General features: G+C 53.5%; 21 protein-coding genes and 8 pseudogenes. 16 read left to right on the plus strand and 13 right to left on the minus strand.

The window, feature by feature from the left end; genetic code table 11:
* Window positions 1–77 precede the first annotated feature (77 nt).
* Window positions 78–1,530: pseudogene (locus JZM24_RS15450) on the plus strand (MDR family MFS transporter).
* 63 nt (window positions 1,531–1,593) lie between these two features.
* On the opposite strand, the gene JZM24_RS15455 reads toward JZM24_RS15450, so the two are convergent.
* The gene (locus JZM24_RS15455) at window positions 1,594–1,848 is read right to left on the minus strand and encodes a DUF1161 domain-containing protein (protein WP_215670766.1); all 255 of its coding nucleotides are present in this window, start codon (window positions 1,846–1,848) and stop codon (window positions 1,594–1,596) included.
* Between the two features lie 77 nt (window positions 1,849–1,925).
* On the minus strand, window positions 1,926–2,231 hold the full coding sequence (locus JZM24_RS15460; protein WP_246580108.1) for a DUF1283 family protein: 306 nt from the start codon (window positions 2,229–2,231) through the stop codon (window positions 1,926–1,928).
* Between the two features lie 170 nt (window positions 2,232–2,401).
* Between JZM24_RS15460 and JZM24_RS15465 the strand changes: the two genes are divergently transcribed.
* Window positions 2,402–2,734 (plus strand): YnfA family protein, encoded by a 333-nt coding sequence (locus JZM24_RS15465; RefSeq protein WP_215670770.1) that lies wholly within the window; start codon window positions 2,402–2,404, stop codon window positions 2,732–2,734.
* 188 nt (window positions 2,735–2,922) lie between these two features.
* Here JZM24_RS15465 and ydfG read toward each other — a convergent pair whose 3' ends face one another.
* Both ydfG and JZM24_RS15475 read right to left on the minus strand, forming a co-directional pair.
* Entirely contained in the window at window positions 2,923–3,627 is a 705-nt protein-coding gene (gene ydfG, locus JZM24_RS15470; RefSeq protein ID WP_312885052.1) for a bifunctional NADP-dependent 3-hydroxy acid dehydrogenase/3-hydroxypropionate dehydrogenase YdfG, read from the minus strand.
* Window positions 3,628–3,674: 47 nt separating this feature from the next.
* Window positions 3,675–4,790, minus strand: coding sequence for an aldo/keto reductase (locus tag JZM24_RS15475; protein ID WP_215670772.1), 1,116 nt, complete (start codon window positions 4,788–4,790; stop codon window positions 3,675–3,677).
* A gap of 627 nt (window positions 4,791–5,417) precedes the next feature.
* Between JZM24_RS15475 and guaD the strand changes: the two are divergent.
* A pseudogene (guaD, locus tag JZM24_RS15480) lies at window positions 5,418–6,743 on the plus strand (guanine deaminase).
* A 958-nt stretch (window positions 6,744–7,701) separates the two neighbouring features.
* On the opposite strand, the gene JZM24_RS19845 reads toward guaD, so the two are convergent.
* The gene (locus JZM24_RS19845) at window positions 7,702–7,950 is read right to left on the minus strand and encodes an autotransporter outer membrane beta-barrel domain-containing protein (RefSeq protein ID WP_376775571.1); all 249 of its coding nucleotides are present in this window, start codon (window positions 7,948–7,950) and stop codon (window positions 7,702–7,704) included.
* 178 nt (window positions 7,951–8,128) lie between these two features.
* On the opposite strand from JZM24_RS19845, the gene JZM24_RS19850 reads away from it, so the two are divergent.
* Entirely contained in the window at window positions 8,129–8,332 is a 204-nt protein-coding gene (locus tag JZM24_RS19850) for an autotransporter outer membrane beta-barrel domain-containing protein (RefSeq protein WP_376775559.1), read from the plus strand.
* On the opposite strand, the pseudogene JZM24_RS19505 reads toward JZM24_RS19850, so the two are convergent.
* The 5 genes and pseudogenes from JZM24_RS19505 to JZM24_RS15510 all read right to left on the minus strand — a co-directional run.
* A pseudogene (locus JZM24_RS19505) lies at window positions 8,313–10,034 on the minus strand (autotransporter outer membrane beta-barrel domain-containing protein); the annotation flags it as partial. The gene JZM24_RS19850 and the pseudogene JZM24_RS19505 sit on opposite strands and share 20 nt — an antisense overlap.
* On the minus strand, window positions 9,967–10,200 hold the full coding sequence (locus JZM24_RS15495; RefSeq protein WP_215670778.1) for a hypothetical protein: 234 nt from the start codon (window positions 10,198–10,200) through the stop codon (window positions 9,967–9,969). The pseudogene JZM24_RS19505 and the gene JZM24_RS15495, both read right to left, overlap by 68 nt.
* 38 nt (window positions 10,201–10,238) lie before the next feature.
* Complete coding sequence (locus JZM24_RS15500) at window positions 10,239–10,718, minus strand: hypothetical protein (protein WP_215670780.1); 480 nt, start codon at window positions 10,716–10,718, stop codon at window positions 10,239–10,241.
* 3 nt (window positions 10,719–10,721) lie between these two features.
* Window positions 10,722–10,970, minus strand: a complete 249-nt coding sequence (locus JZM24_RS15505; protein WP_215670781.1) for a hypothetical protein — start codon at window positions 10,968–10,970, stop codon at window positions 10,722–10,724.
* Between the two features lie 71 nt (window positions 10,971–11,041).
* A pseudogene (locus tag JZM24_RS15510) lies at window positions 11,042–11,863 on the minus strand (integrase core domain-containing protein).
* A gap of 125 nt (window positions 11,864–11,988) precedes the next feature.
* Between JZM24_RS15510 and JZM24_RS15515 the strand changes: the two are divergent.
* On the plus strand, window positions 11,989–12,621 hold the full coding sequence (locus tag JZM24_RS15515; protein WP_215670783.1) for a hypothetical protein: 633 nt from the start codon (window positions 11,989–11,991) through the stop codon (window positions 12,619–12,621).
* Window positions 12,622–12,706: 85 nt separating this feature from the next.
* Entirely contained in the window at window positions 12,707–13,048 is a 342-nt protein-coding gene (locus tag JZM24_RS15520) for a hypothetical protein (RefSeq protein WP_215670785.1), read from the plus strand.
* Between the two features lie 101 nt (window positions 13,049–13,149).
* Here JZM24_RS15520 and JZM24_RS15525 read toward each other — a convergent pair whose 3' ends face one another.
* Window positions 13,150–13,983 carry an oxidoreductase gene (locus tag JZM24_RS15525; protein ID WP_215670787.1) on the minus strand — a complete coding sequence of 278 codons (834 nt, stop codon included), beginning with the start codon at window positions 13,981–13,983 and terminating at the stop codon, window positions 13,150–13,152.
* A 27-nt stretch (window positions 13,984–14,010) separates the two neighbouring features.
* Between JZM24_RS15525 and JZM24_RS15530 the strand changes: the two genes are divergently transcribed.
* The 9 genes and pseudogenes from JZM24_RS15530 to JZM24_RS15565 all read left to right on the plus strand — a co-directional run bounded on the left by JZM24_RS15530 (window position 14,011) and on the right by JZM24_RS15565 (window position 18,695).
* On the plus strand, window positions 14,011–14,160 hold the full coding sequence (locus JZM24_RS15530; protein WP_215671218.1) for a phage/plasmid replication domain-containing protein: 150 nt from the start codon (window positions 14,011–14,013) through the stop codon (window positions 14,158–14,160).
* Window positions 14,161–14,169: 9 nt separating this feature from the next.
* Window positions 14,170–14,508, plus strand: a complete 339-nt coding sequence (locus JZM24_RS15535) for a hypothetical protein (protein ID WP_215670789.1) — start codon at window positions 14,170–14,172, stop codon at window positions 14,506–14,508.
* Window positions 14,509–14,824: 316 nt separating this feature from the next.
* Complete coding sequence (locus tag JZM24_RS18110) at window positions 14,825–15,016, plus strand: major capsid protein (protein ID WP_220098924.1); 192 nt, start codon at window positions 14,825–14,827, stop codon at window positions 15,014–15,016.
* An 83-nt stretch (window positions 15,017–15,099) separates the two neighbouring features.
* The gene (locus tag JZM24_RS15540) at window positions 15,100–15,441 is read left to right on the plus strand and encodes a hypothetical protein (RefSeq protein WP_215670792.1); all 342 of its coding nucleotides are present in this window, start codon (window positions 15,100–15,102) and stop codon (window positions 15,439–15,441) included.
* Window positions 15,431–16,696 (plus strand): hypothetical protein, encoded by a 1,266-nt coding sequence (locus JZM24_RS15545; protein WP_215670794.1) that lies wholly within the window; start codon window positions 15,431–15,433, stop codon window positions 16,694–16,696. Before JZM24_RS15540 ends, JZM24_RS15545 begins: the two co-directional genes overlap by 11 nt.
* 320 nt (window positions 16,697–17,016) lie before the next feature.
* A pseudogene (locus tag JZM24_RS19855) lies at window positions 17,017–17,127 on the plus strand (hypothetical protein); the annotation flags it as partial.
* 132 nt (window positions 17,128–17,259) lie between these two features.
* Window positions 17,260–17,797 (plus strand): annotated as a pseudogene (locus JZM24_RS15555) (type II secretion system protein GspD); the annotation flags it as partial.
* 170 nt (window positions 17,798–17,967) lie between these two features.
* Window positions 17,968–18,546, plus strand: a complete 579-nt coding sequence (locus JZM24_RS15560) for a PAS domain-containing protein (protein ID WP_215670796.1) — start codon at window positions 17,968–17,970, stop codon at window positions 18,544–18,546.
* A complete protein-coding gene (locus JZM24_RS15565) occupies window positions 18,522–18,695 on the plus strand; it encodes a hypothetical protein (RefSeq protein ID WP_215670798.1) in 174 nt (57 codons plus the stop codon). The genes JZM24_RS15560 and JZM24_RS15565 overlap by 25 nt, the downstream gene beginning before the upstream one ends.
* A gap of 550 nt (window positions 18,696–19,245) precedes the next feature.
* Here the strand turns inward: JZM24_RS15565 and JZM24_RS15570 are convergent.
* A pseudogene (locus tag JZM24_RS15570) lies at window positions 19,246–20,521 on the minus strand (ISNCY family transposase).
* Between the two features lie 312 nt (window positions 20,522–20,833).
* A pseudogene (locus tag JZM24_RS15575) lies at window positions 20,834–20,993 on the minus strand (transposase); the annotation flags it as partial.
* Between the two features lie 669 nt (window positions 20,994–21,662).
* Between JZM24_RS15575 and JZM24_RS15580 the strand changes: the two are divergent.
* Window positions 21,663–22,490 (plus strand): SDR family oxidoreductase, encoded by an 828-nt coding sequence (locus JZM24_RS15580; RefSeq protein ID WP_215670800.1) that lies wholly within the window; start codon window positions 21,663–21,665, stop codon window positions 22,488–22,490.
* Window positions 22,491–22,618: the final 128 nt, after the last annotated feature.

Here is a 22,618-nt window from a genome sequence, read left to right on the forward strand (position 1 = left end):
GCGGCGAATCGCCGTCTGTCTCCTCAGGTGGCCAACTGCTATAATCAGCGGACAAAAAAGCGCACCAGTAGGGATCTATGCACCAGACGCCGGCGTCAGCCGCTGCGCCAATGCGGCGCGGCGGAATTCTTATTGCCTGTATGTTAGCCATGTTTATGGCGGCGGTAGAAGTCACCATCGTCGCCACCGCCATGCCGGATATCATCGCCAGTCTGGGCGGTTTTCCTCTGCTGAGCTGGGTGTTCTCTATTTACCTGTTATTGCAGGCCATCAGCATCAAGATTTACGGCCGCCAGGCGGACCTGTTCGGCCGTAAGCCGGTGTTTTTTATCGGCACCGGGCTGTTTCTCACCGGCTCTATTTTGTGCGGCTTTGCTACCCATATGCCGGGGCTGATTTTGTTTCGCGCGCTGCAGGGTCTGGGTGCGGGCGCTATCGTGCCGCTCGCCACCACCATTATTGCCGATGTCTACAATCAGCAAGAACGCGCCCGTCTGCAGGGCTATCTTTCCAGCTTCTGGGCGGTATCGGCGATCGTGGGTCCGTTAATGGGCGCCTTTATCGTGCGGCATTTTCACTGGTCAGGGGTATTTTGGGTGAACGTGCCGCTGGGCATTCTCTCGGTAGGGTTGCTGGCGCGTTATCTCCCTGCGGCGCCCCAGCGGCGCGACACGACATCCCTGGACCTCGCCGGCATCGCCTATATGACCCTGGCGGTCGGCGGGCTGATTATCACCTTACTGCAGGGTGGACAGCTGTGCCACTGGCGGGCGGCATTGCTGGCCGTGACCGTTGTCAGCGCCGTGCTGCTGGTGCGCGAACAGCGGCGCAGCCCAGCGCCGTTGTTCCCGTTGGCGCTATGGCAGAGCAAGGTCATTATTGCCGGAAATGTCGGCGGGCTGATTATCGGCGCGTCTATGATGGGTATCGCCGCGTTTTTACCCACCTATATTCAGGCGGTGCTGGGCGGCAGCACTCTGGAAGCAGGCTGGACACTGGCGGTGATGTCTCTGGGCTGGCCGCTGGCGAGCACGCTATGCGGCAGGTTGATGATCCACACGTCCTATCGCCTGATGGCCCTTTGCGGCGCGGTTTTTCTGGTGGCCGGCAGTCTGCTGATACTGCGGCTTGACGCCCAAAGCAGTATTAATGACGCCCGGCTGGCGTCGTTTGTCATCGGCCTGGGCATGGGCATGTGTAATATCACCTTTCTGGTATCGGTACAAAACGAGGCGCCGTTTGCGATTCGAGGTATTGCCACCGCCTCAACGGTATTTACCCGCATGGTGTGTTCGGCGGTGGGTACCGCAGTACTGGGCGCCACGCTCAATACCAATTTGCAGCGGCGGTTACCTGGAATCGACGATCCGGTGCAGCATCTTATCGCCCATCACGGCCAAGACGGCCATGGTCTGACGCATATGGCGCAGCAGGTGGGGGGTTTATTGGGTTTCAATGCTGATTGCGCTCAGCGCGCTGGGTGCTGCCGTCCTGATGCCCGACGGTTTGCGTCCGCGGCAGGAAGAGTAACGTGGGCAAAAACCGGTCAGGTGCAGAAGAGGGAGGCACATCCAGCGCCTCCCGCGTGACGAATCAAGGACTGGGTGCGTCATCCCCATGGCGGGTATAGACGATTTTCTGGCTATCGTTTTCGCAATGACCCACCACCTGACCGCTGGCGCCATCCGTTTGATCGCTCGGCACGATTTCAAGCGTGAAACCGGATTCTGGTACGCCGTTGGCAACAATCTTCCGAGCTATGTCCGCTTTCACGTCTTCGCACGCGGCCTGTGCGCCGAGCGGCACAAGCAGGGCCAGCGCAAGGGTAAACAACATTGACTTCTTCATCCTGTCATCCTTATATGATAATGAAGTGGCGTTATAAGCGTAGCAACGTAAAGCCTTTTAGGAAATCATCCTGTCGCTTAAGGCGCCAGCAGCGAACGTCCCGTACGAAGATCCAGACAGCGGGAAGTGTTGGGTTCCCAATACGCGTTGACATTCTGGCTGATGTTGCATTTTTCCTGCAGATCCACCGACTGATCATAGCGATCGAAATCTTTTTCTACGCGCGTATTCACTTTGTTACGCAGCCAGTGAGTAGCATTCCATTGTTCCTGACTTTGCCGCGCCGCCGCCCGCGAGCTCGCGGTATCGCCGGAGTCGATAACGATATGCTGGGTAGTGTCGCTTGCGGCGATCCCTGCGCCGGCATACGCCAGCAGGCCCATTGCCAGCAGTCCGCCGAGCAAACGTCGGGGCGGGATTGTGTTCATGCCATGTTCCTTCTAAGCTGTGCGCGGCATAACGCGCTAATAATGTATGCGATCATAATAATATTATCTCAAACCCATCACCAACCCTCAACAAGAGGGGCGATGTTGACGCGAACGGAGCTTGAATGACCAAAACTTTGTTGCTGTATTTTGCGACCGCCGTCGCTGAAATCATCGGCTGTTACCTGCCGTATTGCTACATAAAACGGGGAGGTAGCCTGCTGCTACTACTTCCCGCCGCACTAAGCCTGATGGCGTTCGTCGGCTTGCTTATGCTGCATCCCGCCGCCAGCGGCCGCGTTTATGCCGCTTACGGCGGCATGTATATATTGACAGCGCTGGTATGGCTGAGGTTCATCGACGGCATAAAATTATCCCCCCAGGACTGGTTGGGGGCGGCGGTGGTGCTGTGCGGCGTCATGATCATGATAAGCGGCTGGCGCCACGACGCGAACTGAGGGGCGCAGAAAGCGGCGCGGGTCTGGCGGGCTTGCCAGTCCCTGCCCGGCGCGTCAGTCTCACTACGCCGCCGCGGCGCAGGCTGACATGCCCTTAAGGCGCGGAAGGTCGGCTGCGACCCGCTGCCGACGCCGCAGGGTGCGTCGCAGACCGGGGCATCGTCCCCGGCGGAACGCCCTTCGCCGGATCACCCCTCGCGGTGCACGCTGAGCCCGGCAAAAGACTGGCTGACCGGCATCATTTCCAGCACATTGATATTGACATGGGCGGGCAGGGTTGCCACCCAGAACACGGCCACGGCGATATCGTCCGGCATCAGCGGATCGGCATTTTTGTAGGTGTTTTCCACCTTGCCCTCATCGCCTTTGAATCGCACCGATGAGAACTCCGTGCCACCCACCAACCCCGGTTCGATATCCGTCACCCTGACGCGCGTGCCAACCAGATCGGTGCGCAGGTTGAGGCTGAACTGACGGGTAAAAGCCTTGGTGGCGCCATACACATTGCCGCCGGCATAGGGCCAGCGGACGGCCGTAGAGCCAAGGTTGATAACATGCCCGCGCCGGCGCTCGACCATACCCGGCAACAGCGCGCGGGTCATATAGACCAGGCCCTTGTTGTTGGTATCGATCATGGTTTCCCAGTCATCCAAATTGGCGTTTTGCGCCGGCTCCATACCCAGCGACAGACCGGCGTTATTTACCAGCACATCCACTTCACGCCATTCGGCAGGTAGCCCTGCCACCTGTGCGGCAACGGCGGCGCGGTCGCGTACGTCCAGTTGCAGCGGGAGAAAGGCGTCGCCAAATTCCTGCCGGAGTTCTTGCAAGCGCGCCTCACGGCGACCGGTCCCGATAACCTTATGTCCCTGCTTGATAAACAAACGAGTAATGGCTTAGCCAAAGCCGGCAGTCGCGCCGGTTACAAAAATAATCATGGTTACGTTCCTTTTTGGTTATGGCAGACCCACGAAGACGCCATTAGAGATCCTCTGCCATCGGGATGACGCAAATAGGGCGCTATCAGAGACAGATCCGCAGGCGACAGGCGATCGGCGGCGGTTTGCGCCTGATGCCAGTAAGGATAAATTAACGGCGGTCGGCTGACCTGCGCCAGACGTTGCAATTCGGCGCTGCCGAGCACCAGATCGGCCGCCTGCAGATTGTCGCGCAGCTGCGCTTCATTGCGGGCACCGATGATAACCGAGGACACCAGCCGCGAGCTGATTAACCACGCCAGCGCAACCTGCGCGGCCGACACGCCGCGTTCGTCGGCGAAGGCCACCAGTTCATCGACAATACGGTAGAGCGCTTCTTCGTCATAGACCGGCGGCTCATTCCACTCCGCAAGCTGACGGGTGGTGCCTTCGGGTTTTTGACCGCGGCGATATTTACCTGACAGCAACCCGCCGGCCAGCGGGTTCCACACCAGCACGCCCAGCCCCTGATCCTGCGCAATCGGTAGCATCTCATATTCCGCTTCGCGGGCCTGGAGAATGTAGTGGATTTGCTGACTGACCGGGCGCACCCCCGCCAACCGCTCGCTGACGCCGAGGGTTTTCATAATATTCCAACCGGAGAAGTTGGACAGACCGACATAGCGGACCTTACCGTCGCTGACCAAATGCTCCAAAGCGGACAGCGTTTCTTCCAGCGGCGTCAGACCATCCCATTCATGCAACTGATAAAGATCGATATAGTCGGTTTTTAACCGTCGCAAACTGGCTTCACAGGCGCGGATCAGGTGATGGCGCGATAGCCCCCGGTCATTGGGGCAGTCGCCCATGGGGAAACGTGCCTTGGTGGCCAGCAAGACATTCTGGCGGCGGTGTTGTAGCACTTCGCCGACGATCGTTTCCGCGCCACCGGCGGAATAGACATCGGCGGTGTCGATAAAATTGACTCCCGCCTCCAGGCAGATATCGACATGACGACGGGCTTCCGCCACGTCGCTGTTACCGACTTTAGCGAATTTGCCTTTGCCGCCGAAGGTCATGGTGCCGAGACTCAGCACGGAAACCCGCAATCCTGACTGCCCTAATTGACGATATTCCATCGCGCTTCCTCCGTTATAGGTTTTACGTGGGCACAGACGGCAGCCGGTCTGGCGGTCGCCTTAGGCCTGTGTGGTGGTCGCTGGTCGTCTGCATGGCGGCACTGGGTATGTCAGCGTGCGCCTGGCGTAAGCCGGCGCCGCCAGGTTTATCTTGCCTCAAGAGCGTGCATGGCTGCGGTTGGAGCAGTAAGGTCATGGAGACGATGTCGTTCAGGGCAAATCATCGCGTCGATGGGTTGTCATTTGCCCGTTATAAAAATAGCACGATAATTAATTGGTCAGGGCAATCGTTATGACATCACCGCAAACGCTGGCCTTGGTTAAGAACGCGCGCCGAAGACAAACCATCATCATTGCACAAGAATTATGACCATTATCCAATTGATATGTAATAGTAAATAGTTTGATTTGTTTTTTTGCCAAATTGACCTCTCTCTTGCGATACTTATGCGCTCAACTTTCCGCGCCCCGCGCCTGCGCTCCCTGGTGCTTGCACTGCCTTACCAGCAGGTGGTGGGGTTATTATCTCAAACTACCGGGCGCGGCAACGTAATCTCGCACCGCGGGAGCAGGGATGGCGAGGCCACCTCGCCACCGCTCTGGCGGTCGTTATGACAGGCGCAAACTATGCATTCGATTAAAGCCATTCGCGGCAGTTTTTTTGATACCACCCACACCGTGCATCATCCCGACGCGCTGGAACAGGCGGCGCGCTTCATTAGTGATGGCTTGATGATCATCGACGCTGGCAAAATCCGCTCCTTACAAACCTGGGAAGAAGGGCAAAACCAGTTGCCGCCGTCAATCCCCATTAGCCATTATCCCGACAAAATCATTGTGCCGAGCTTTATTGACTGCCACGTCCATTACCCGCAAACCGAGATGATTGGCGCCTGGGGCAGCCAACTGTTGGAGTGGCTGAATCATTATACTTTCCCGACCGAAAGCCAGTATCACTGTGCCGACCACGCGGCCGCGATGTCAGCGTTTTTTCTTGATCAGCTGCTGCGCAATGGCACCACCAGCGTGCTGGTATTCGCTATGGTGCACGCGGCGTCGGTAGACGCGTTGTTCGCCGTGGCGTCAGAGCGAAATATGCGTCTGATTGCCGGGAAAGTCATGATAGATTAACATGCCCCGGCAGCGCTGCTGGAAACGCCGGCGCAAAGTGAGCGCGATACCCGCCGGCTGATTGAACGCTGACATAATAAGGGGCGATTGGGGTATGCATTAACGCCCCGCTTTGCCCCCACCTCATCGCCGCAATTGCTGTCGGTCGTGGGGGCATTGAAGCGGGAATATCCCGATATCTGGTTGCAAACCCATCTGAGCGAAAACCCGCAGGAAGTGGCCTGGGTCAAGGAACTGTATCCCGAGCGGGCAGGGTATTTTGATGTGTATCATCATTACGGTTTGACCGGGCATCGAAGTGTTTTCGCCCACTGCCTGCACCTGGAGGAGGAGTGGCAATGTCTGGCAACAACCCGTTCAGCTATAGCGTTTTGCCAGACGTCAAACCTGTTTTTGGGCAGCGGGCTGTTCAACCTTCAGAAAAGCTGGGACGTCGGCGTCGCGGTGGGCATCGGTACCGATGTCGGCGCAGGCACCACCTTCAATGCCCTGGAAACCCTGTCTGAAGCCTACAAGGTCGCGCAACTGCAACATTATCGGCTGTCGGTTTACGAAGCATTTTATCACGTCAGGCTCGGCGCCGCCCAGGCGCTGGCGCTGGAGGGCGTTATCGGTAATTTTACCGTGGGCAAAGAGGCGGATATGGTGGTTCTGGATCCCGCAGCGACGCCGCTGCAGCGCTTACGTCAGCAAAACGCCAAAGATATTCATGAGCGGTTATTTGCCCTGATGATGCTGGGTGATGATCGCAATATCTTTCAGACGCTTCTTCAGGGCGAAATAGTCTGGCAACGCGGCCAGCAGGAGCGGCCGGCGCCGTGATGTTATTACGCCGCCGGTGGCCAATCGCCGCACTGGGTGAGCGATTTGCGCAAAATTAGTGACAATGTCATGTATTGTTTCAAGGGGTGTCCGGGAACCTGAACCTCGGTAGGGGCCCCCGGGTTGATAGCCTGTCGTTGTGCCGCCGGCAATCTAAGGCAAACTATCGTCTAAGCGGCAGGGTGAAAAGGGGCGGCGGCTATTTGCCGGACTTTCTTCAGCATTTTGAGCAGCCGCTTAGTCATGCGCACCGTATGAAAAAAAGTTCTCCGGCCGGCCTCGGCGTAACTCATTTTCGCCCCCCGCGTGGCGACAGGCCTCTTGGTGCGGTTCCAGGGTGTGTAGGCCCTCCGCGAGCGGAAGCGGTGTGACAGCGACGGGCGACATTCGTAGCCGCCGCCGCGCCGGATCCAGCCCCACGCAGGCTAACCCCGTTGGTGTCGAACCGGACAAACACTGGCGGCCGTGTGGCGACGGGAGCCTAGACAACCGCAGGCTGACAGTAGCGAACTCATCAGGCAAAGACCAACGCAGGGCAAGGGGATTTACCCCGGTGGGCGAAGGCGTCTGCGGATCGGCGGCATCGCCGCCGGGAGGGGGCGACATCCGCAGGTCGACCGCTTTTTCGTCTGGCGGAGGTGTCCGCACCCCATCAGGTTTTCCGGCCGGCGGTTGCCGCGACGTGTCAGGTTTCTTGACAACGGATACGGCTTTTTCACCAGGAGCTAATAGCGGGCGGATGACAGGGCAGATAGCCGCGGATAACGCGACCAGGGCAACCAAGACAACCAGGGCAATGATCGGGCCAAGCAAGGTTTTATTAAAAGTCATCATGAGGTAATAATTTCGGTTAAGGAATAGGAGATGGCAGAGAACTCAAGGGACCTAGCGCCCTGCGATATGGCGTTGGTAAGAATGAAGCGCACGAGATCAGCACGGGCTAATCCCGATGTTGGCGCTAAAACTGCACTTTAACCCCTAGCGATCCGGCCGTATCGCTGAAACCGCCGGCACCGCGCTGAAAAGCTAAATGGCTCCAGACGCCAATCTGAGGGGTCAGTTGCCACTCGTGACCAACTTTGATTTCAGTCAGTTGCCGGCGGCCGTCCTGTACATATCGACCATGGCCGGTTTGTACGCCGAAAGGCTGGGACGTCGTGAGCCAGTTAATCTCCACATAAGGTTGAGCCCGACGGGTCTGCGCCAGCGCACAGGCTGAGACGGGTCACCAGCCGGGGTTTGCCAGGGCGCCGACGTCAAGGTGACATCGCGATAGGCGCTCCGGGTGCTAAGCCGGTCCGTCTTGACTCCCATCCAAGACACCTGCCAAAGCGGTTCAATAAACACGGCAAAACGCTCGCCCTGATGCAGCCGCCAGCGATACGGTGGGATTATATGCCGGTTGGCAGCAGCAGCCCGGTCTGGACGGCGCTTACATTGACGGCCAACTTAGCTATAGCTGGTTTAACAACGACGTCCAGCATACCAACGTGCCGATGGAGCATTACCGCAGCGCCGGCGTGAGCGGAACACTGGAAAGCGGCTATCGCCTTGCAGCCCGCCGCTGGCGTGGCTGGAAACCCGGGTAGAGCGGCTTAGCGTCATACTTTTACCGGCGCCTAACATCACGCCGACGTGCCCACTGTCTTGCCCGCTGCGGCTGAATTGCAACATGGTTCCGCCGCCCTGAACAACCTGACGTTTGGTGCGGGTCTGCAGACTGCCGTTGCCGACGAAAGCGTGCGTCTCTCCGCCAAGGATACGCAGCCACAGTGTGGGACGAGGATCTGCGTTCATCGCCAGACTGCCCACCGTCATCCCGGCCGCGCCGTTGCGCTCTGAGCGGCGACTGATAAACAGGGTGTTGGCCAGGGCATGATTGGCGGCGTAAACGCCGACCGCTGGCACGATTACTGTCGGTGGCGCAAAGGAGGTAAGGCCAGCGGGCAAGCCATCAGCGATTCCGCCTTCAGTCACATTTTCCATCACTTCGCCGCTGAGGTTATCGCTTGTGTTTGCCTCTGGTATGGGGTTGCTGCTTGCGCCTTCGTCCAGGCGGGGAAGATCACCGATGTTATTGCCGTCAGCCGGGCTTAAGTACCCGCTATCGCGTCCATCGCTAACCGGGTGGCAAAGCACGCCGTCATTATTCTCATTAACCAGATTCAGGTAACCGCTGTCACTGGCGCGGCCCGGGCATTCAGGGGCGTTACCCCCGTCTGTCAGGCTTTGGAAATGGTTGTCGTTTCCATCCTCCAGAGGGCTTGGTTCACCGCGGTGGTGGTAATGCGTAGCCCCGGTCTTGTCATCCGCGCGAGAGGCCACAGTGCGCCGAGCGTCAATTTCAGGCAACGATGCTGCGAGAGGCGTGGCGGGCACGTCTTCACCTTTATCGGCATCAGGCTGACGTGCCATGTCATCTCCGCCACGAGCGTCCATTGCAGCATCCGGCATCGCGGGCACAAAAAGCGCATCGCCGCCTTCGCCGGAGAACGATCGGACTGTGCTGTTGCTTATCGCAGACAACGCCAAACTGTCTTCGGAAAACGTCCGGCGATCGCGGATATCGAAGACTGAACGCTCAGCCGAATTAACACTATCTCGTCGACCGGTGTCGCAGTCTTCTCTCGCGCTATAAACACCGGTATTGACAGCGAAGGGCGAATCGCCGGCAATTGAACTCGCCGGGGCCGCCTTAACGACAACCTCGCGCGTGTTGCCGCTGGAGGAGGCTAAGTCCGGGTTGGCGACCGATGCCAACCCGCTATCACGATGCAACGGAGTCAATTCAGCGTACACTCCGTCACTCGCGCTGGAGGGGGCCAGGCTGACGTACGATGGCGCCCGACTCTCACGACGTAACGGTGCCACTGCTTCGGACCGGTCATCATCGTTTGAAGTCAGCTTCACCTGGCCGGCGGCGCTTGACTTGCCATTGCGCGGCGGTAAGGGCGTACCGTCGTAAGCGACGTCGCGCGCGCTAATCGATACGACAGCCTCGCTTGGTAAAGCCGCCTCACTCGCGGTCTCACGAAGGGATGCTAACTCGGGGGCAGCTTGGTTATTAGACAACATACGCGGCGGCTTTGGGGGCGGTAATGCCATAACAGCCAACGTGTCCCCTGGCGATTGCGTCAGCAGGCGCGCCGTCGAGGCACCCGACGTCACAAGTAATGATCCCGCCTTTGTGGGTTGGCCGCTAAGTACCCACTGATGTTGCCCCTCATTCGTATGGTCCAGGAAAAAAATAAGCACCGATTTCTTGAGGAGCAAATCTAAATGCCCTGGCATTGGCGCTCTTCATTGCTGTTATAAGCTGCAATCCATTGTTTCTAATTATCTTATTTTGAATATTATCGTCCTTAATGTTGTCAATAATCAGAAGACTGGTGCCCTGCACGCCCTGTTTAATTATAAGATAAGGCTCTGTGGTAGGTTTTTGTGCATCAATATACACTATAACCTGACCATTATTCTCGGATGAATAACTCCACGTTATTTCCAGCGCATTTTTTTGCTGCCCTGCACGGCTTGATTATTCTCAGATGCATTTATTTTTTCATCCTGATTATAGCCAACAGAAATTACCCCTCCTTCATTATTGACGTCGCCAGAAATAACACCGCGTCCGCCCAAAAAACCCGCTTTATGGATAATGGTTTTTTTGGCATCCACGTTGGCATTACCCTTTAAAAAAAGTGCGCCATTTAACACGTGCACCGTAGTGAATGGAGATTTTTTGTTTAATGAACGTGCAGCTGCCGTATTTGTAGCGTCAGTGATCAAAGGCTGGTCCAAAATACACTTGCTCTGTTCTTCAATAACAATATGCTTCAGGCGAAGATGTTTTTTTATATCAGAATCAAAACGAATTAGCGTTAAGCCATCGGCCTCGGCGCTATCTTCGGCGTCGCCGGAAAGGGCGAACGCTGCCTGACGCCGCGCACTTTTATCTCCAGATCCCATGGCAAACACGGACTATGGCGCCAGCAACAATAGCGCCCTTGGATAATTGCCAGCGATTTTAGTCGATGTCCCTTCGGTTGGAAGCAAATGCCCGGCACCGTCGAAGATGCGGGCTGTTTCATCACGAAATAACCAACTCTTTTTACTATAAAGATCGGGGCGATGATAGTTCGCATAATCAAAGGTAGACTCTGCCTGCACCTGATGCATTGCCATTATAACAGCAATGATGCCCCAGGATAGTGTGTGTATTTTATTCATAGTATATCGCATCTCTTCCTGAAATGAGAAGTGTTGATCTTGCCCCGCCATCTCCGTACAGCTTTTGTATCTTAAGTTAACGAAGCCCGCTGCCGCCGGTATTCTCTCGGAGAGTGATATCCCAGCGCGCTGTGCGGATGGTTTTCATTGTAATGCGTGAACGCTGCTGCAAGGTTTCGCAGGGCTGTTCTCGCATCCGGTTTTGGCATGAACTCGATATAGTCTTCCTTCATCGTCTTCACGAACCGTTCGGCCATGCCATTGCCCTGCGGGCTGCTCACCGCTGTAGCAGGTTATGCTCACACATGATCCTGTAAAGTCGTTTCGCATTTACCGGCGGCAGTCCCTCTGCGCGACGTTGTTTACACAGGATGCACCACACCCGCCGATAGCCGTAGCTGGGCATATCGCTGATGATGTCGAGGATGTCCGACAGTATTTCAGCGTCTGCTTCGTCATTACGCCGGTTACAGCGCCTGTCCTGCCAGTCGGCAGAACGCTTAATCCGCAGTGACAGCGGCGCACGCGACCCGCTCATGGTGCGGCTGACCTGTGCTATTCCCCGGCCTTTGGCAACAAGGGCGCGTGCGCTATCCATTTTCGTGACTGGCCGTACTCCACGGCTTCTTTTAGGATCCCAGAAGGCGCTGGAGCTCCCGGACCTGCTTCAATGCAGCTGCAAGCTCAGAGGCAGGAACAACGTCCTCCCCGGCAGTGAGGCTGCCTTCCTGATATTGCTTTTTCCACTTAAACAGCAGGCTGGGCTGGATACCGTGCAGTCGTGCGAGATGGGAGACATTCATGCCGGGCTCCATCGTCTGCTGAATAATGGCCATTTTTTCCTGAGGAGTTTTACGTTTACGGACTTCTTGACCTAACGGGATCCCGGTCATATCAAAATTGGCGTTAGTGTTAGACATATATTCAAGCCTATCTCTTATCTGGATATACAGCTACTGTCTGGTGTTTCAGGGGGATAAATCACCAGCAGATCGATAATATTCAGCAATACTTGCAAATGCCCTACAGCGAAAAGGATCTGTCCGCGGTATTTACCGAGTGCTGGCCAAGTGATCTGGCGGTGCCGGAAAACATTACGTCGAAGGATTTTTCCAGGGTGGTGATGATGGGTCACGCCACCGACCAAACCGCTATTGTCGATCAAAATATTGCTGCTTTACCCAAAGGTATTAGCCAAACGCTGCAACAGGAGGCTGCCAACATCCGGTCCTTATTAACCCGGTTACCCGCGCCGGAAATCAAAGTGGCGCAAAACTGGTCTGGCAATATAGAATCCGTTTCGGTACAGCAAGTGAGTGCTCATCCGCCGTCGGCGCAATTGCAAACCTTTATCGATAAGGAATTTCGGGTGCCGGTACATCATCCCCAAGAAGTCGATGCGTGGGTAGCGGACGGTGAATTCATCAAATCCTTAAGTAAAGGCATTGATCTAAAAATAGACAATAGCCATCTGAGCTACAGCCGCTGGCTTACCGACAAGGGCAGCCAATTTATCGCCCAAGCGAAAGATAGCTGGCTGGGACAAACAGGGTCTATCGCCATTGAAACAGCGGCAATTAGAACAACTATCCACTATGGTGGACAACAATCCCATGAGTCTGCTGGCGTTGAGTCGTTATCTGATTCCTGAAAGCATTGGCACACGCGTTCAGGACCAGGTATTTAATCAGTTTACACATCAGCCGCCCAACCTCATCTGCGTGGATAATGTATGGATGAAAGTGGGAAAACCCGAGGTGAGTTTTGAGGTGAGTAAACCCCATGGCGTAAATATTGCTATTGGCTTGAAATGGCCCGTGGCGGAATTTGGCGATGCTGTCGATAGCCTATCACCCACCAATCATCAACAAAGCTATATATCATCCACGGTCAACGTCAACATGCTATTCAATAAGCACGGCCTTGAAAAAGAACGGTTGACCATTTCCGATACCCATCTCATGCTGCAGGATCGATTGGTGTTCGGCTCGCCTATTCAAGAGGGAATCAACGCCTCTCCACCCTTGTTGACGCGAGGCACGCTACACACGTTGTGCGAGGTGGCGTCCACCTGTTAAACATCGTTTGCCCCTCCGCTTGCGGGGAACCTCAGGGGCATTTTACCCGGCCTGCGCGCGTGGAACGGTTTCCTGTTCCACGCCGAATGCGCAGCGGGGTGCTAACCGTACGTGGAACGCGTTAACGTCTCCCAGGCGGCGATTTCACCGGCAAAGGCTTTGAGCTTACCGCGCACCAATTCCAGCGCATCACTGCCCAAAAGCAGGTGAGCCGGCTGCGAATCGCATTCAATGATCTCTAACATGGCTCGCGCGGCCTTCACCGGGTCACCGAGCTGCTTCCCGATCTTTTCTTCCCGGGCGGTGCGAATAGGGTCGAACAGGGCATCATACTCGGGAAGGGTGCGCGGGGTACGAGTCATGGAGCGTCCTGCCCATTGCGTTCTAAACGAACCGGGCGCCACCGCGGTTACAAAGATACCGAAAGGTTTGACCTCTTTGCCCAGCGCTTCGGAAATTCCTTCCAGCGCAAATTTGCTGCCGCAATAATAGCTGATACCGGGCATGGTGATGAAACCGCCCATCGACGTGACATTAATAATATGGCCTCGGCGTCGTTGACGCATCGCGGGGAGTATGGCTTTGATCATCGCCACCGCACCAAAGACGTTCACCTCAAATTGGCGACGCATTTCCAGAAGCACTGATTCTTCCATCACGCCCTCATGGCCATAGCCGGCGTTATTGACCAACACGTCCACCGGCCCGATAACGGATTCAATGTCGGCCATCATCCCCTCCATGGCTGTGACATTCGTCACATCTAAGAGCCGTCCGAAAGCGCTGGCGGGATTAAGCTTCTCGAAAGCCCGTTTCGCTTCCATGTTACGCACCGTACCGACGACGCGATGCCCCGCGCTGAGCGCCTCTTGCGCCAGAGCACGACCGAAGCCGCTACTGACACCCGTGATTACAAGCGTTTTTGCCTTTGACATACCACCTCCCACTAAAATGGAAGATGCATATTATTATCTTGTCGTATTGATATAGCTCAGCGCTGCAATGTGTCGAAGTTTAGTCCTGTATTTGTTCGTAATTCTCGTGAAATTGCGGTTTCTGACGCAGTAATGCCAGATTGGTATATTCGTCCTAATCATTTACGTGTTGCTTAAGGAGGTTCTATGTTAACTGGATTTATGTTCCGTGGTGTGTACTGTGGTATGTTTAATGAAGTAAAAACATTTAAAGATGATGATGGCAAGATGACGGAATCCAAGAAGATTTATGTTGGCTTGCAATCACAAAAAATAAATAAATTTGGCATTATTGATTCAAGCACTCAAGAATTTCTTATTACTAATGATTTGGTGCAAACGGGTTTTCATCGTAAAATTGATTCGCTTAAAGGAAAAGTGCTTGAAATAACTTTTAATGAACGAAGTGGTGAGTATAATGGTATGGCATGGGCGCGACTTGAAATTTTAGGTTTTGAAATCATAGAAGAGAATAAAAACAAATAACGGAGTCCGTTATGGCATCTCAAAATGTGACGGTTACCGGACAGATTTGCGATATGCCATCCGGTCAGAATTGCCTGTCTGTAACGTTGACACTCTCTGAGTCGCCATATCCGCAATCCTCTGCGATTGACACGGCAACGATAGGTCAATTCTAGGGGATTGCGTTTACCTCCGTGTGTTCACTGTATTTATTTTCAAAAGGTATTGGCCTTCTATTAAATATGGTTAAGCGCGGATAATATCATTTATTGGTAAAGTAAATATTAACATACAAACAGTAAAAGGTTATTTTGCTGCGTTACTGTTATTTTTTGCTATGGGGTTGTGGATGCCCGCATGGGCTGATCCTCCGGTAGCGGCTCAGGGTATCGACTTAACACCCTTAACGAATGCGGTAAATTTTAGTAGTGTATTAACGGGCATTATGGCAATTGCTGCAACGATGATTACGTTGTATGCCGGATTTGCCGGGGTGCGCTGGATATTGCGCATGGTAAAAAGTGCCTGATAAAGGGAAGTGTCCGTAACGCCCATTTTTATGCTGATGCTTGACTGGAATATGCTGGGATTTATGTGGGGGTTATTATGTGCATGGGCTGCAATACAGGGATTAAACGGATAGCGCTTTATACGTTATGTGTATTTATGCTGTTTGCCACATGGCCCGTGCCTGTTATGGCTAATCCATTGGTTGTGTTGGCAGTGCGTCCTTTAATAGCGCGTTTGATTGCCAGTCGTGCGGCGGCAACAGTAGCAACACAGACGGCGGCTAATGATGCGGTCTATTTGACGGTTGCTCGTGCTACAGCGAGACATTTATCAGAAAAAATTGCACAACAGGCGTTAAGAGCGTCATCTACTAGTCGTTTATCTCGTTTAGGCAAGACAACATGGGCAGGGTTAGGTGGTTGCTTCAGGGATAATGTCGATTGATGAAGTGATGAAAGGCTTTGATAAAGAAAAAATATCGGTGGTAATGGATGAAGATTATTCTCCCGATGTTGAAATAAAAAAGCTCCAACCCACATTTACTAATCCTGTTTTTGTCTATTCGGACAAAAGTGTTTCATCTGATGTTTCCTCTTCATCGTTATCACCGGCTTTTGATGCGTCGGGATGGAAATCTGATGAGCCAGATGTACCGGCTACAGCGCGTTTTTATATTTGTCTTGGATTTACATTGGATGATAATCGGAAATGTTACTATGGTGATAATGAAGAGCAAGTTGCCATGGATTATTTAAAAGAAAATTATACACCGCGCCATGATGGCTCCGTAAAAAGTTTTGAAGTGATAAGTAAGGCCGGTGGTGGCCTCTATCCTTATCTGGATGGCAGTATGTGGTTAAGCGATAGGTTAAATGTGCAAGTGGCTATAAAAGGGGTGTATATTACGCAAGATTGTATTTCTGGTGATGCTTATAATTGTGTCTATGGTGATGTTGAAAAGGCATTTTCTGGCACGCAAAATGCTTTAATTAGAATTAATGACCATTGGGCTTATGGTTCAACCATGCCAGCATCATCTTCATTTACGCCGATTACGCCACAAATAAATAAGCCTGTGCAAATTATCGGTGATTTGGATTCAGTTTATGATAAATTGGAAGATAATCCGCCCGCATTGGATGTTGCTTTACTGACGAGGTTGATTAACTATTTTATGATGCAAGCGGCTTCATCGACAGATTATAAGGGTATACTTTTTTCTTCAACGGATTTGTTTACCGAAGAGGAAGTAAATAAGGCGTTAAAAGCGTTAAATATTTCACCCACTCATCTTGAATTGCTTTCGCCTGTGGTTGACCATGTAACTAATCAGGTTGACATTACCTTTCCTCAGAATGTTAATAACGCTACAAATAATGTGTTGTCGGGAGGCGGCTCATTATCGGGGAGCGGTGAGGCAATTTCTGATGCAGATTTACCAGAAATAAACTTGCCTGATATGCAGGAGCCGCCCGGGGGAAATGAAATATTAAAAACATTATTGGATTTATTACCCTTGGAAGGGGTGTCGTTAACGCCTACAAATGTGGCTTGTCCTGTGATTTTGCTTGACATTTGGGAAAAGCATATTGTTATTGATAATCATTGTGAATTGATCGAGAAGATCCGACCGCTGTTTGCTATTTTTTCGTTATTGATTTGGTCATTGGCGGCTTTTCGTGTCGTCTTTTATGCATAGGGGGAGATAATTATTAAGTCACTTCTATTGTTTTGTTTTTCAGGGTTGTTCGCTCTGGTCAGAGTATTGGTTTCGTTTGTCTTTAAGGGCTCAGTGGCGAAGTTTTTCTTGTTTTTTGCACTCTACTTTATTATTAAAGAAATGATACCCATTATTGGCACATTGATTAAACAGTTTCAGGTGGTGACGACGTTATTTAACAATCTGCCTGATTCAGTATGGTATTTTTTGAACCTTTTTTTGCTGATGGATTTAAATTAATGACCTCAGCTTACTTTACGCGCTTTATCATTCGTCGTATTCCATTGATTGGGTGAGGCATGGCGATTTCGGCGTATGTCGGCTTACCGGGCAGCGGTAAATCATATGAAGTGGTGGCGAGCGTCATTATTCCCGCCTGTCTGACGTGGCGGCGGATAGTGACCAATATTTACGGTATCGCGCCGCAAAAGATTTATGACTATTGCGTCACGGTCAAAAAAGCCTCAGCAGACGCTTTGGGTGAAATTGTGCCGGTGACCAATGAGCAGGTACAGGCGGCGGATTTTTTTCCCTTTGGACAGGCGGGCGGCTTTGATAATTTTATCCGTATTAATACCGGCTCACTGGATGCGCTGTATGAGCTGTTTCGTACCGATAGCCGTTTCCATGTGGTCAGTTCGCCACGCCTACGGGTGAAAAATGGCGCTCAAGCGGCTTTTTTCTGTCGGGGCTGATGTGCCGGTGCTGGGCAAGGTCAGCTATGCCGATAACCGCCCGGTGCAGTCGGTGGAATACCGCTCCAGCGGGGTGATTTTGCAGGTGACGCCGCAGATTCTGGCGGACGTGGTGGAGTTGACTATCGACCAACAGTTATCCGACTTTGTGAAAACCGATACCGGCGTCAATAACAGTCCCATCCTGACCAAACGGCAGGTCAAGACGCAGGTGGCAGTGGGTGATGGCGATATCATCCTGTTTGGCTGGTTGGCGGAAAGCAAATTGTCGTCAGCGAAAACCGGTTTGAGTTTTTTGCCCAAAGGCTGGTTAACCGGCGCGTCGGATGAGCAGAACAAAACGGATTTGCTCGTGGTGTTACAGGTGAGCAAGGTCCGACGATAACAGCGCGGCGGGCGTGCCCCGCAGCGGTGCGGGGAGCGCGCCCGCCGTGATGGTAGCGGTGGACGGGCATGAGGTAACCACAATCGAGAGATGTGTTTGTTTTTAGCGCTGTGATAGCCGGATGGTAGTCCGACTACACAGCTAACCACCATCAAAAGAGGACTTTGACTATGGCTGATTCGGATCCTACCCAATCTTCACGCGCATGCAACGATCGTTTTGCGCTGGCGCCGTCACTAGTAGCGTTGTTAACCGGCTGTGATGAGCCGTGTGGGGTGTTAGACAAGGCGTGTCGCTATCGCTTTGCCAATGCCGCCTTGCGTGACATGTTGGCGCTGCCGGAGGGCTTTGTGCTGGAAGGGCGCACCGACCGCGGGTTACCGCATCCGGGCGCGGATTTTTCGGCGGTATTTCAGGCGCAACACGGGCAGGTGCGCCAGCGCGGGCATGGGATGCGCGTGCTGAATACCTTTCCCTTTGGCCGTCAATCGGTGATGCAGCACTATCTGTATGAAATCTATCCCTATTACAACGACGACGGTGCCTGTATTGGCACCTTGTTTCACGCCCGGCGCTGCCTGTTTTTTTCCCCGTTACAGTGGTTGGATGGGCAAGTGCCCTATGTGGCGCGGTTCCAGCGCCCGCCATGCGACTGGTCAATCAAGGACTTGGACGTGGCTTTTTTGTCATGCAAGGCTCGTCCAGCAAAGAAACGGGGCGACGTATGGACGTCTCTTTCCGGACGGTAGAGAACCGCCTGAGCGTGTTATACCAGAAAGCCGGAGTGAACAATCTGCGCCAGTTCCGCGCCTACTGCCAGCGCGAAGGCATTGACCGCTATATCCCGTCGCGGTTTTTGCACCCGTCCAGTCAGCCGGTGGCGCGTCTGGCGGCCTAGCTACGTAGAAAACTCACTGTGGTTCAGCAGGGAAACAGGGTAAGGTGCGTCAGTCAAATACGCCTTAATCTCTACTTGCACCACCTTTCATGCAACACCTCTTACATCATTCCTTTCATTAACCGGCGATTGTGGCCGGTTTTTTTTATGCGCGTCAGCGCATGTAAGGCGGCATACTGCGCTATCATGGTGCGCGAGTGCGTGTCCGCCGAAGCCAGGGCGTACGTATCGAGTGGCACTTGCCCCCGCGCTTGCGCCCCTGCCAGGCCGGTCTTTTTGCGTCGCCGGATGCACCCCGGTCGCTGAGGTCGCAACGCGCCGTTGCGACACCTTACTTACAGCGCCGCCAAAAACCCCACGTAACGCACCACATTCAACATTAGCACCTTTGGTAATGCAATCCCAAAGGGTTTGACTTAAAGTCGCATCATGCGCCTTACATTGCCTATTATGGTCCGTCTGTCTATCCATATTGATAATGTCACCCTGATTTTCCGCTTTTAAATGTCACTTTCTGCTGTTTTCTGATGAAGAGAAAAGGGCAGTGAGCTCATTTTTTAAGGCCGGATTTGAAGATCGCCGGCTCAGCCAGAACCGGGTTAATTGCTCTGAGTTGTGCCTGAACCTGAGCCCGCCTTTTGGGCATATGTTGGCTGCGTTTCCTTTTCCCGGCAGCTTCAAGTTCATCCTGTTTTTCCTGCGCCAGCTTCAGCACCGCGCCAAGCCTTTTGTTATCAACGATGCGTCCCTGACTGATGCAGCCCAGCTTATCGAACATCTGATATTCCAGCGTTTTGCTGCCGTAGCGGAATTCGAGCGTACCGTCCGGATAATCAAAAGCGAGGATTTTTTTCCGGCTATGCGTGAGTTTTTCTCAGTTGGTGCAACCAGATACAGGATTTTATCGTACTGAAAGGTCAGTGTTTTTGAGAGCGTCCGCAGCATCTGCCAGGCGAAAATATCGTCCAGTTCCGGGCGGCTCTCTGAGACGGTGCGGTGCAGATTTTTCGGGTATTTTGCCGGTCTGGCAAAGCGGCGGTTGAAGTCGCTGATGAACGTTTCGATCCAGGCGTTCGCGGCCTCAATGCCGGTGATATTCTCCAGGCGCATCTCCTTAACCAGCCGATCCTGCAGCGTCAGGTTGGCGCGCTCAACGCGCCCCTTGGCCTGAGAGCTGTTAGCACAGATAAGATCGATGTTCAGATCGTGCAGCGCGCGCCCGAACTGCGTCATGCCGGTGCGTCGTGTCTCTGCCTGACTGACGCGAAACACCGCATGCTTATCACTGTAAAACGCAACCGGTTTGCCGTGTTTATCAAGATAGCTACGTGTGGCCACCATGTAATCGAAGGCTGATTCACTCTGGCAAAAGCGCAGATGCATCAGGCGCGACCGGTGGCATCGTCAACGTAAACCAGCAGGCAGCATTTTGGCGCGCGACCTTCAAACCAGTCATGATGCGATCCGTCAATCTGGATAACTTCACCGAGGCAGTCGCGCCGGTGCCGTGGCTGGTAAATACGGGGCTGACGACGCGCGTGCGGGATCCAGAGCCCGTCAGCAGTCATCCAGCATCGCAGCGTCTCAGTGGAGATCTTAATCCCGTGTCGCTCCTGTAGTTTTTCTACGGCAAAAGTGTGATGCGTGCCGTGCTTGCCGCGTCGTGCGTGGATAAGACCGGCTGCACCAGATTCGCGGTAGCGGTTCATAAGCCGCTGAACCTGACGCTCGGTAAGATCCAGCTGAGAGGCCGCATCACGGCGGCGCAGACGTTTTTCAATGACAGCCTGAATGACAGGAAGGCGGTGAAGCTCTTTGTTTGACATGGTCACCAGCATCAGCAGAGATCTCCCGGAAAAGGTGGAAAAAGCGACGTATCCGGGTGACATTATCAACTGGCTAAAAAGTGACATTATCAAATGGGGCTTACACCGTCGGTGCGCATAATACTAATTATGTTAAATGTGATGACGGTTCACCGAGACCTATATTGCCCCGTTGCTCTTTTCAGTTAGAAGAATAAAGCGACACGGTTTCCCAGTTGGTCTTACCGGTCACGATGGTCAGTTTGCATGTTGAAAATATCACCGCGCCGCCGGAGTGCCACAGGCGGGAAGCTGCCACCGGTCGGCGCTTCAGGCAGCAATCAACAACGAACGCGCCCCTCCTGAACTAGCAGCATTTGCAAATAAGAATCTGCTGCTTTCGTTATCCTGCCAAGCTTTGAATTGCCGCCTCTGCTGTATTGCAACGAGTCAGCCCAACGCAGGCTGCCAGCTTACCCCCTGTCTTGAAATTTTCCCAAGAAGCTTTTTTATGGAAAATAAGTTAGCTGTTTATTAAATTTTCAGAAAACAATCGTACGTTTTCGAATCGTTTCATATAGAAGTATTAATACCACATCTGCGACACCAGCGCTTCGAGTGTGTTAAAGGCTTATTACAATAAGTAACTATTACTTGAAGTAGGGATTGAATCTGTGGAACGCCTTGTCAAAGCAATGTTATCGCACCGAAGCACGTTTATACGCTATCTGTGCACAGGTGGAGTGAATACGCTGGTTCACTGGAGCGTATTTCTGACTACTCACGGGAATGTTTAACATAAAGCAGGTAAAGCAAACCTTGTCTTGTAAGCCCCAATTGGTATTGCCCGTTCTGGGCTAAGTTAAAAATGTCGTATTCCAGTTAGCCAGTTCTTATTCAGGCAGTATGGAGTATCACGATTGTATTGCTCACCATGAGCCAGAAAGCACTCGACCGGATCCCTTCTTTGCCACAGGGCTGCGATAAACGTCTGACGCGGTCGCTATCAGATTGATGGCGCTGCCGGACCGTTATCTCAATTACGCTGCAAGCCTGCAAACAATTGCGCCCCGGCTGAACTGCGGTCCAAAAATTTTGACGCTGCTACGTGAAAAATACAGCGATTTCGGCCCTACGTTAGCCCGGCAAATAGGAGGTTACAATGAATAAGATATGGTTCATCACCGGAACGTCCGCAGGCTTGGGCCGCGGCATGACCGAAACGTTGTTGCGTCGCCATGACAAAGTTGTCGCGACGTTGCGTCAACCCGACGCGTTGGATAATTTGAAGCAACGGTATGGCGACGCCCTGCAAATTATTACTTTAGATCTTACCCGCAATGACAGCATTCGCTCGGCCGTGACGCAGGCCTTTGCCCTGGCCGATAAGATTGATGTGGTGGTTAGCAATGCGGGCTATGGGTTATTTGGTGCGGCGGAAGAAGTGACCGACAGTCAGATTGACCTGCAAATTGCCGCTAATTTGACCGGCTCGATCCAGCTGATTCGCGCAGTGCTTCCTAAGTTACGTCAACAGGGCGGCGGGCGGATCATGCAGGTTTCTTCCGAGGGCGGCCGCATCGCCTACCCCTGTTTTAGCCTGTATCACGCGACGAAATGGGGAATTGAGGGGTTTGTTAATGCGGTTGCGCAAGAAGTTGCCGGGTTCGGCATCGATTTTATTCTGGTGGAGCCGGGCCCGACCGGGACCCGGTTCGCGCAATCGCTGGTCATGGCCCCGCCTCTGGCGGCTTATGACAACACGGCGGCCGGCAAGATGCGCGCGGCGCTCCTGGCGGGTGAGTTTGCCATCAAAGGGGATGCGGGCAGAACGGTCGATGCCATGATTGCCGCCGCCGATATGGCACATCCGCCGTTTCACTTACCCCTGGGCAGCACCGCATTTAACAATATCCATCGCTCGCTTAACCAACAGCTGGCCGAACTGGTAACCCAGGAGGCAGTGGCCGCCGGGGCTGACGCGCCTTAACGGTGAACGCTGCTGTTAATCGACCGGACCACGGCTAACGGAACAAAAGCCCACGCGCCGAAGGTAGTGCCGGGCGCGGAATCTCCGCGTGATAGGTTGGCCTGTATTAGCAGGCCCGCGCCCCGGGT

This window comes from Candidatus Sodalis endolongispinus (assembly GCF_018777395.1).
GTDB lineage: Bacteria > Pseudomonadota > Gammaproteobacteria > Enterobacterales > Enterobacteriaceae > Sodalis_B > Sodalis_B endolongispinus.

Coding starts and splice junctions, on each gene's coding strand:
- JZM24_RS15455 (WP_215670766.1), bottom strand. CDS start 1,848: ATGAAGAAGTCAATGTTGTTTACCCTTGCGCTGGCCCTGCTTGTGCCG.
- JZM24_RS15460 (WP_246580108.1), bottom strand. CDS start 2,231: ATGGGCCTGCTGGCGTATGCCGGCGCAGGGATCGCCGCAAGCGACACT.
- JZM24_RS15465 (WP_215670770.1), top strand. CDS start 2,402: ATGACCAAAACTTTGTTGCTGTATTTTGCGACCGCCGTCGCTGAAATC.
- JZM24_RS15475 (WP_215670772.1), bottom strand. CDS start 4,790: ATGGAATATCGTCAATTAGGGCAGTCAGGATTGCGGGTTTCCGTGCTG.
- JZM24_RS15505 (WP_215670781.1), bottom strand. CDS start 10,970: ATGAATAAAATACACACACTATCCTGGGGCATCATTGCTGTTATAATG.
- JZM24_RS15515 (WP_215670783.1), top strand. CDS start 11,989: ATGCCCTACAGCGAAAAGGATCTGTCCGCGGTATTTACCGAGTGCTGG.
- JZM24_RS15520 (WP_215670785.1), top strand. CDS start 12,707: ATGAAAGTGGGAAAACCCGAGGTGAGTTTTGAGGTGAGTAAACCCCAT.
- JZM24_RS15525 (WP_215670787.1), bottom strand. CDS start 13,983: ATGTCAAAGGCAAAAACGCTTGTAATCACGGGTGTCAGTAGCGGCTTC.
- JZM24_RS15535 (WP_215670789.1), top strand. CDS start 14,170: ATGTTAACTGGATTTATGTTCCGTGGTGTGTACTGTGGTATGTTTAAT.
- JZM24_RS18110 (WP_220098924.1), top strand. CDS start 14,825: ATGGGGTTGTGGATGCCCGCATGGGCTGATCCTCCGGTAGCGGCTCAG.
- JZM24_RS15540 (WP_215670792.1), top strand. CDS start 15,100: ATGGGCTGCAATACAGGGATTAAACGGATAGCGCTTTATACGTTATGT.
- JZM24_RS15545 (WP_215670794.1), top strand. CDS start 15,431: ATGTCGATTGATGAAGTGATGAAAGGCTTTGATAAAGAAAAAATATCG.
- JZM24_RS15560 (WP_215670796.1), top strand. CDS start 17,968: ATGGCTGATTCGGATCCTACCCAATCTTCACGCGCATGCAACGATCGT.
- JZM24_RS15565 (WP_215670798.1), top strand. CDS start 18,522: ATGGACGTCTCTTTCCGGACGGTAGAGAACCGCCTGAGCGTGTTATAC.
- JZM24_RS15580 (WP_215670800.1), top strand. CDS start 21,663: ATGAATAAGATATGGTTCATCACCGGAACGTCCGCAGGCTTGGGCCGC.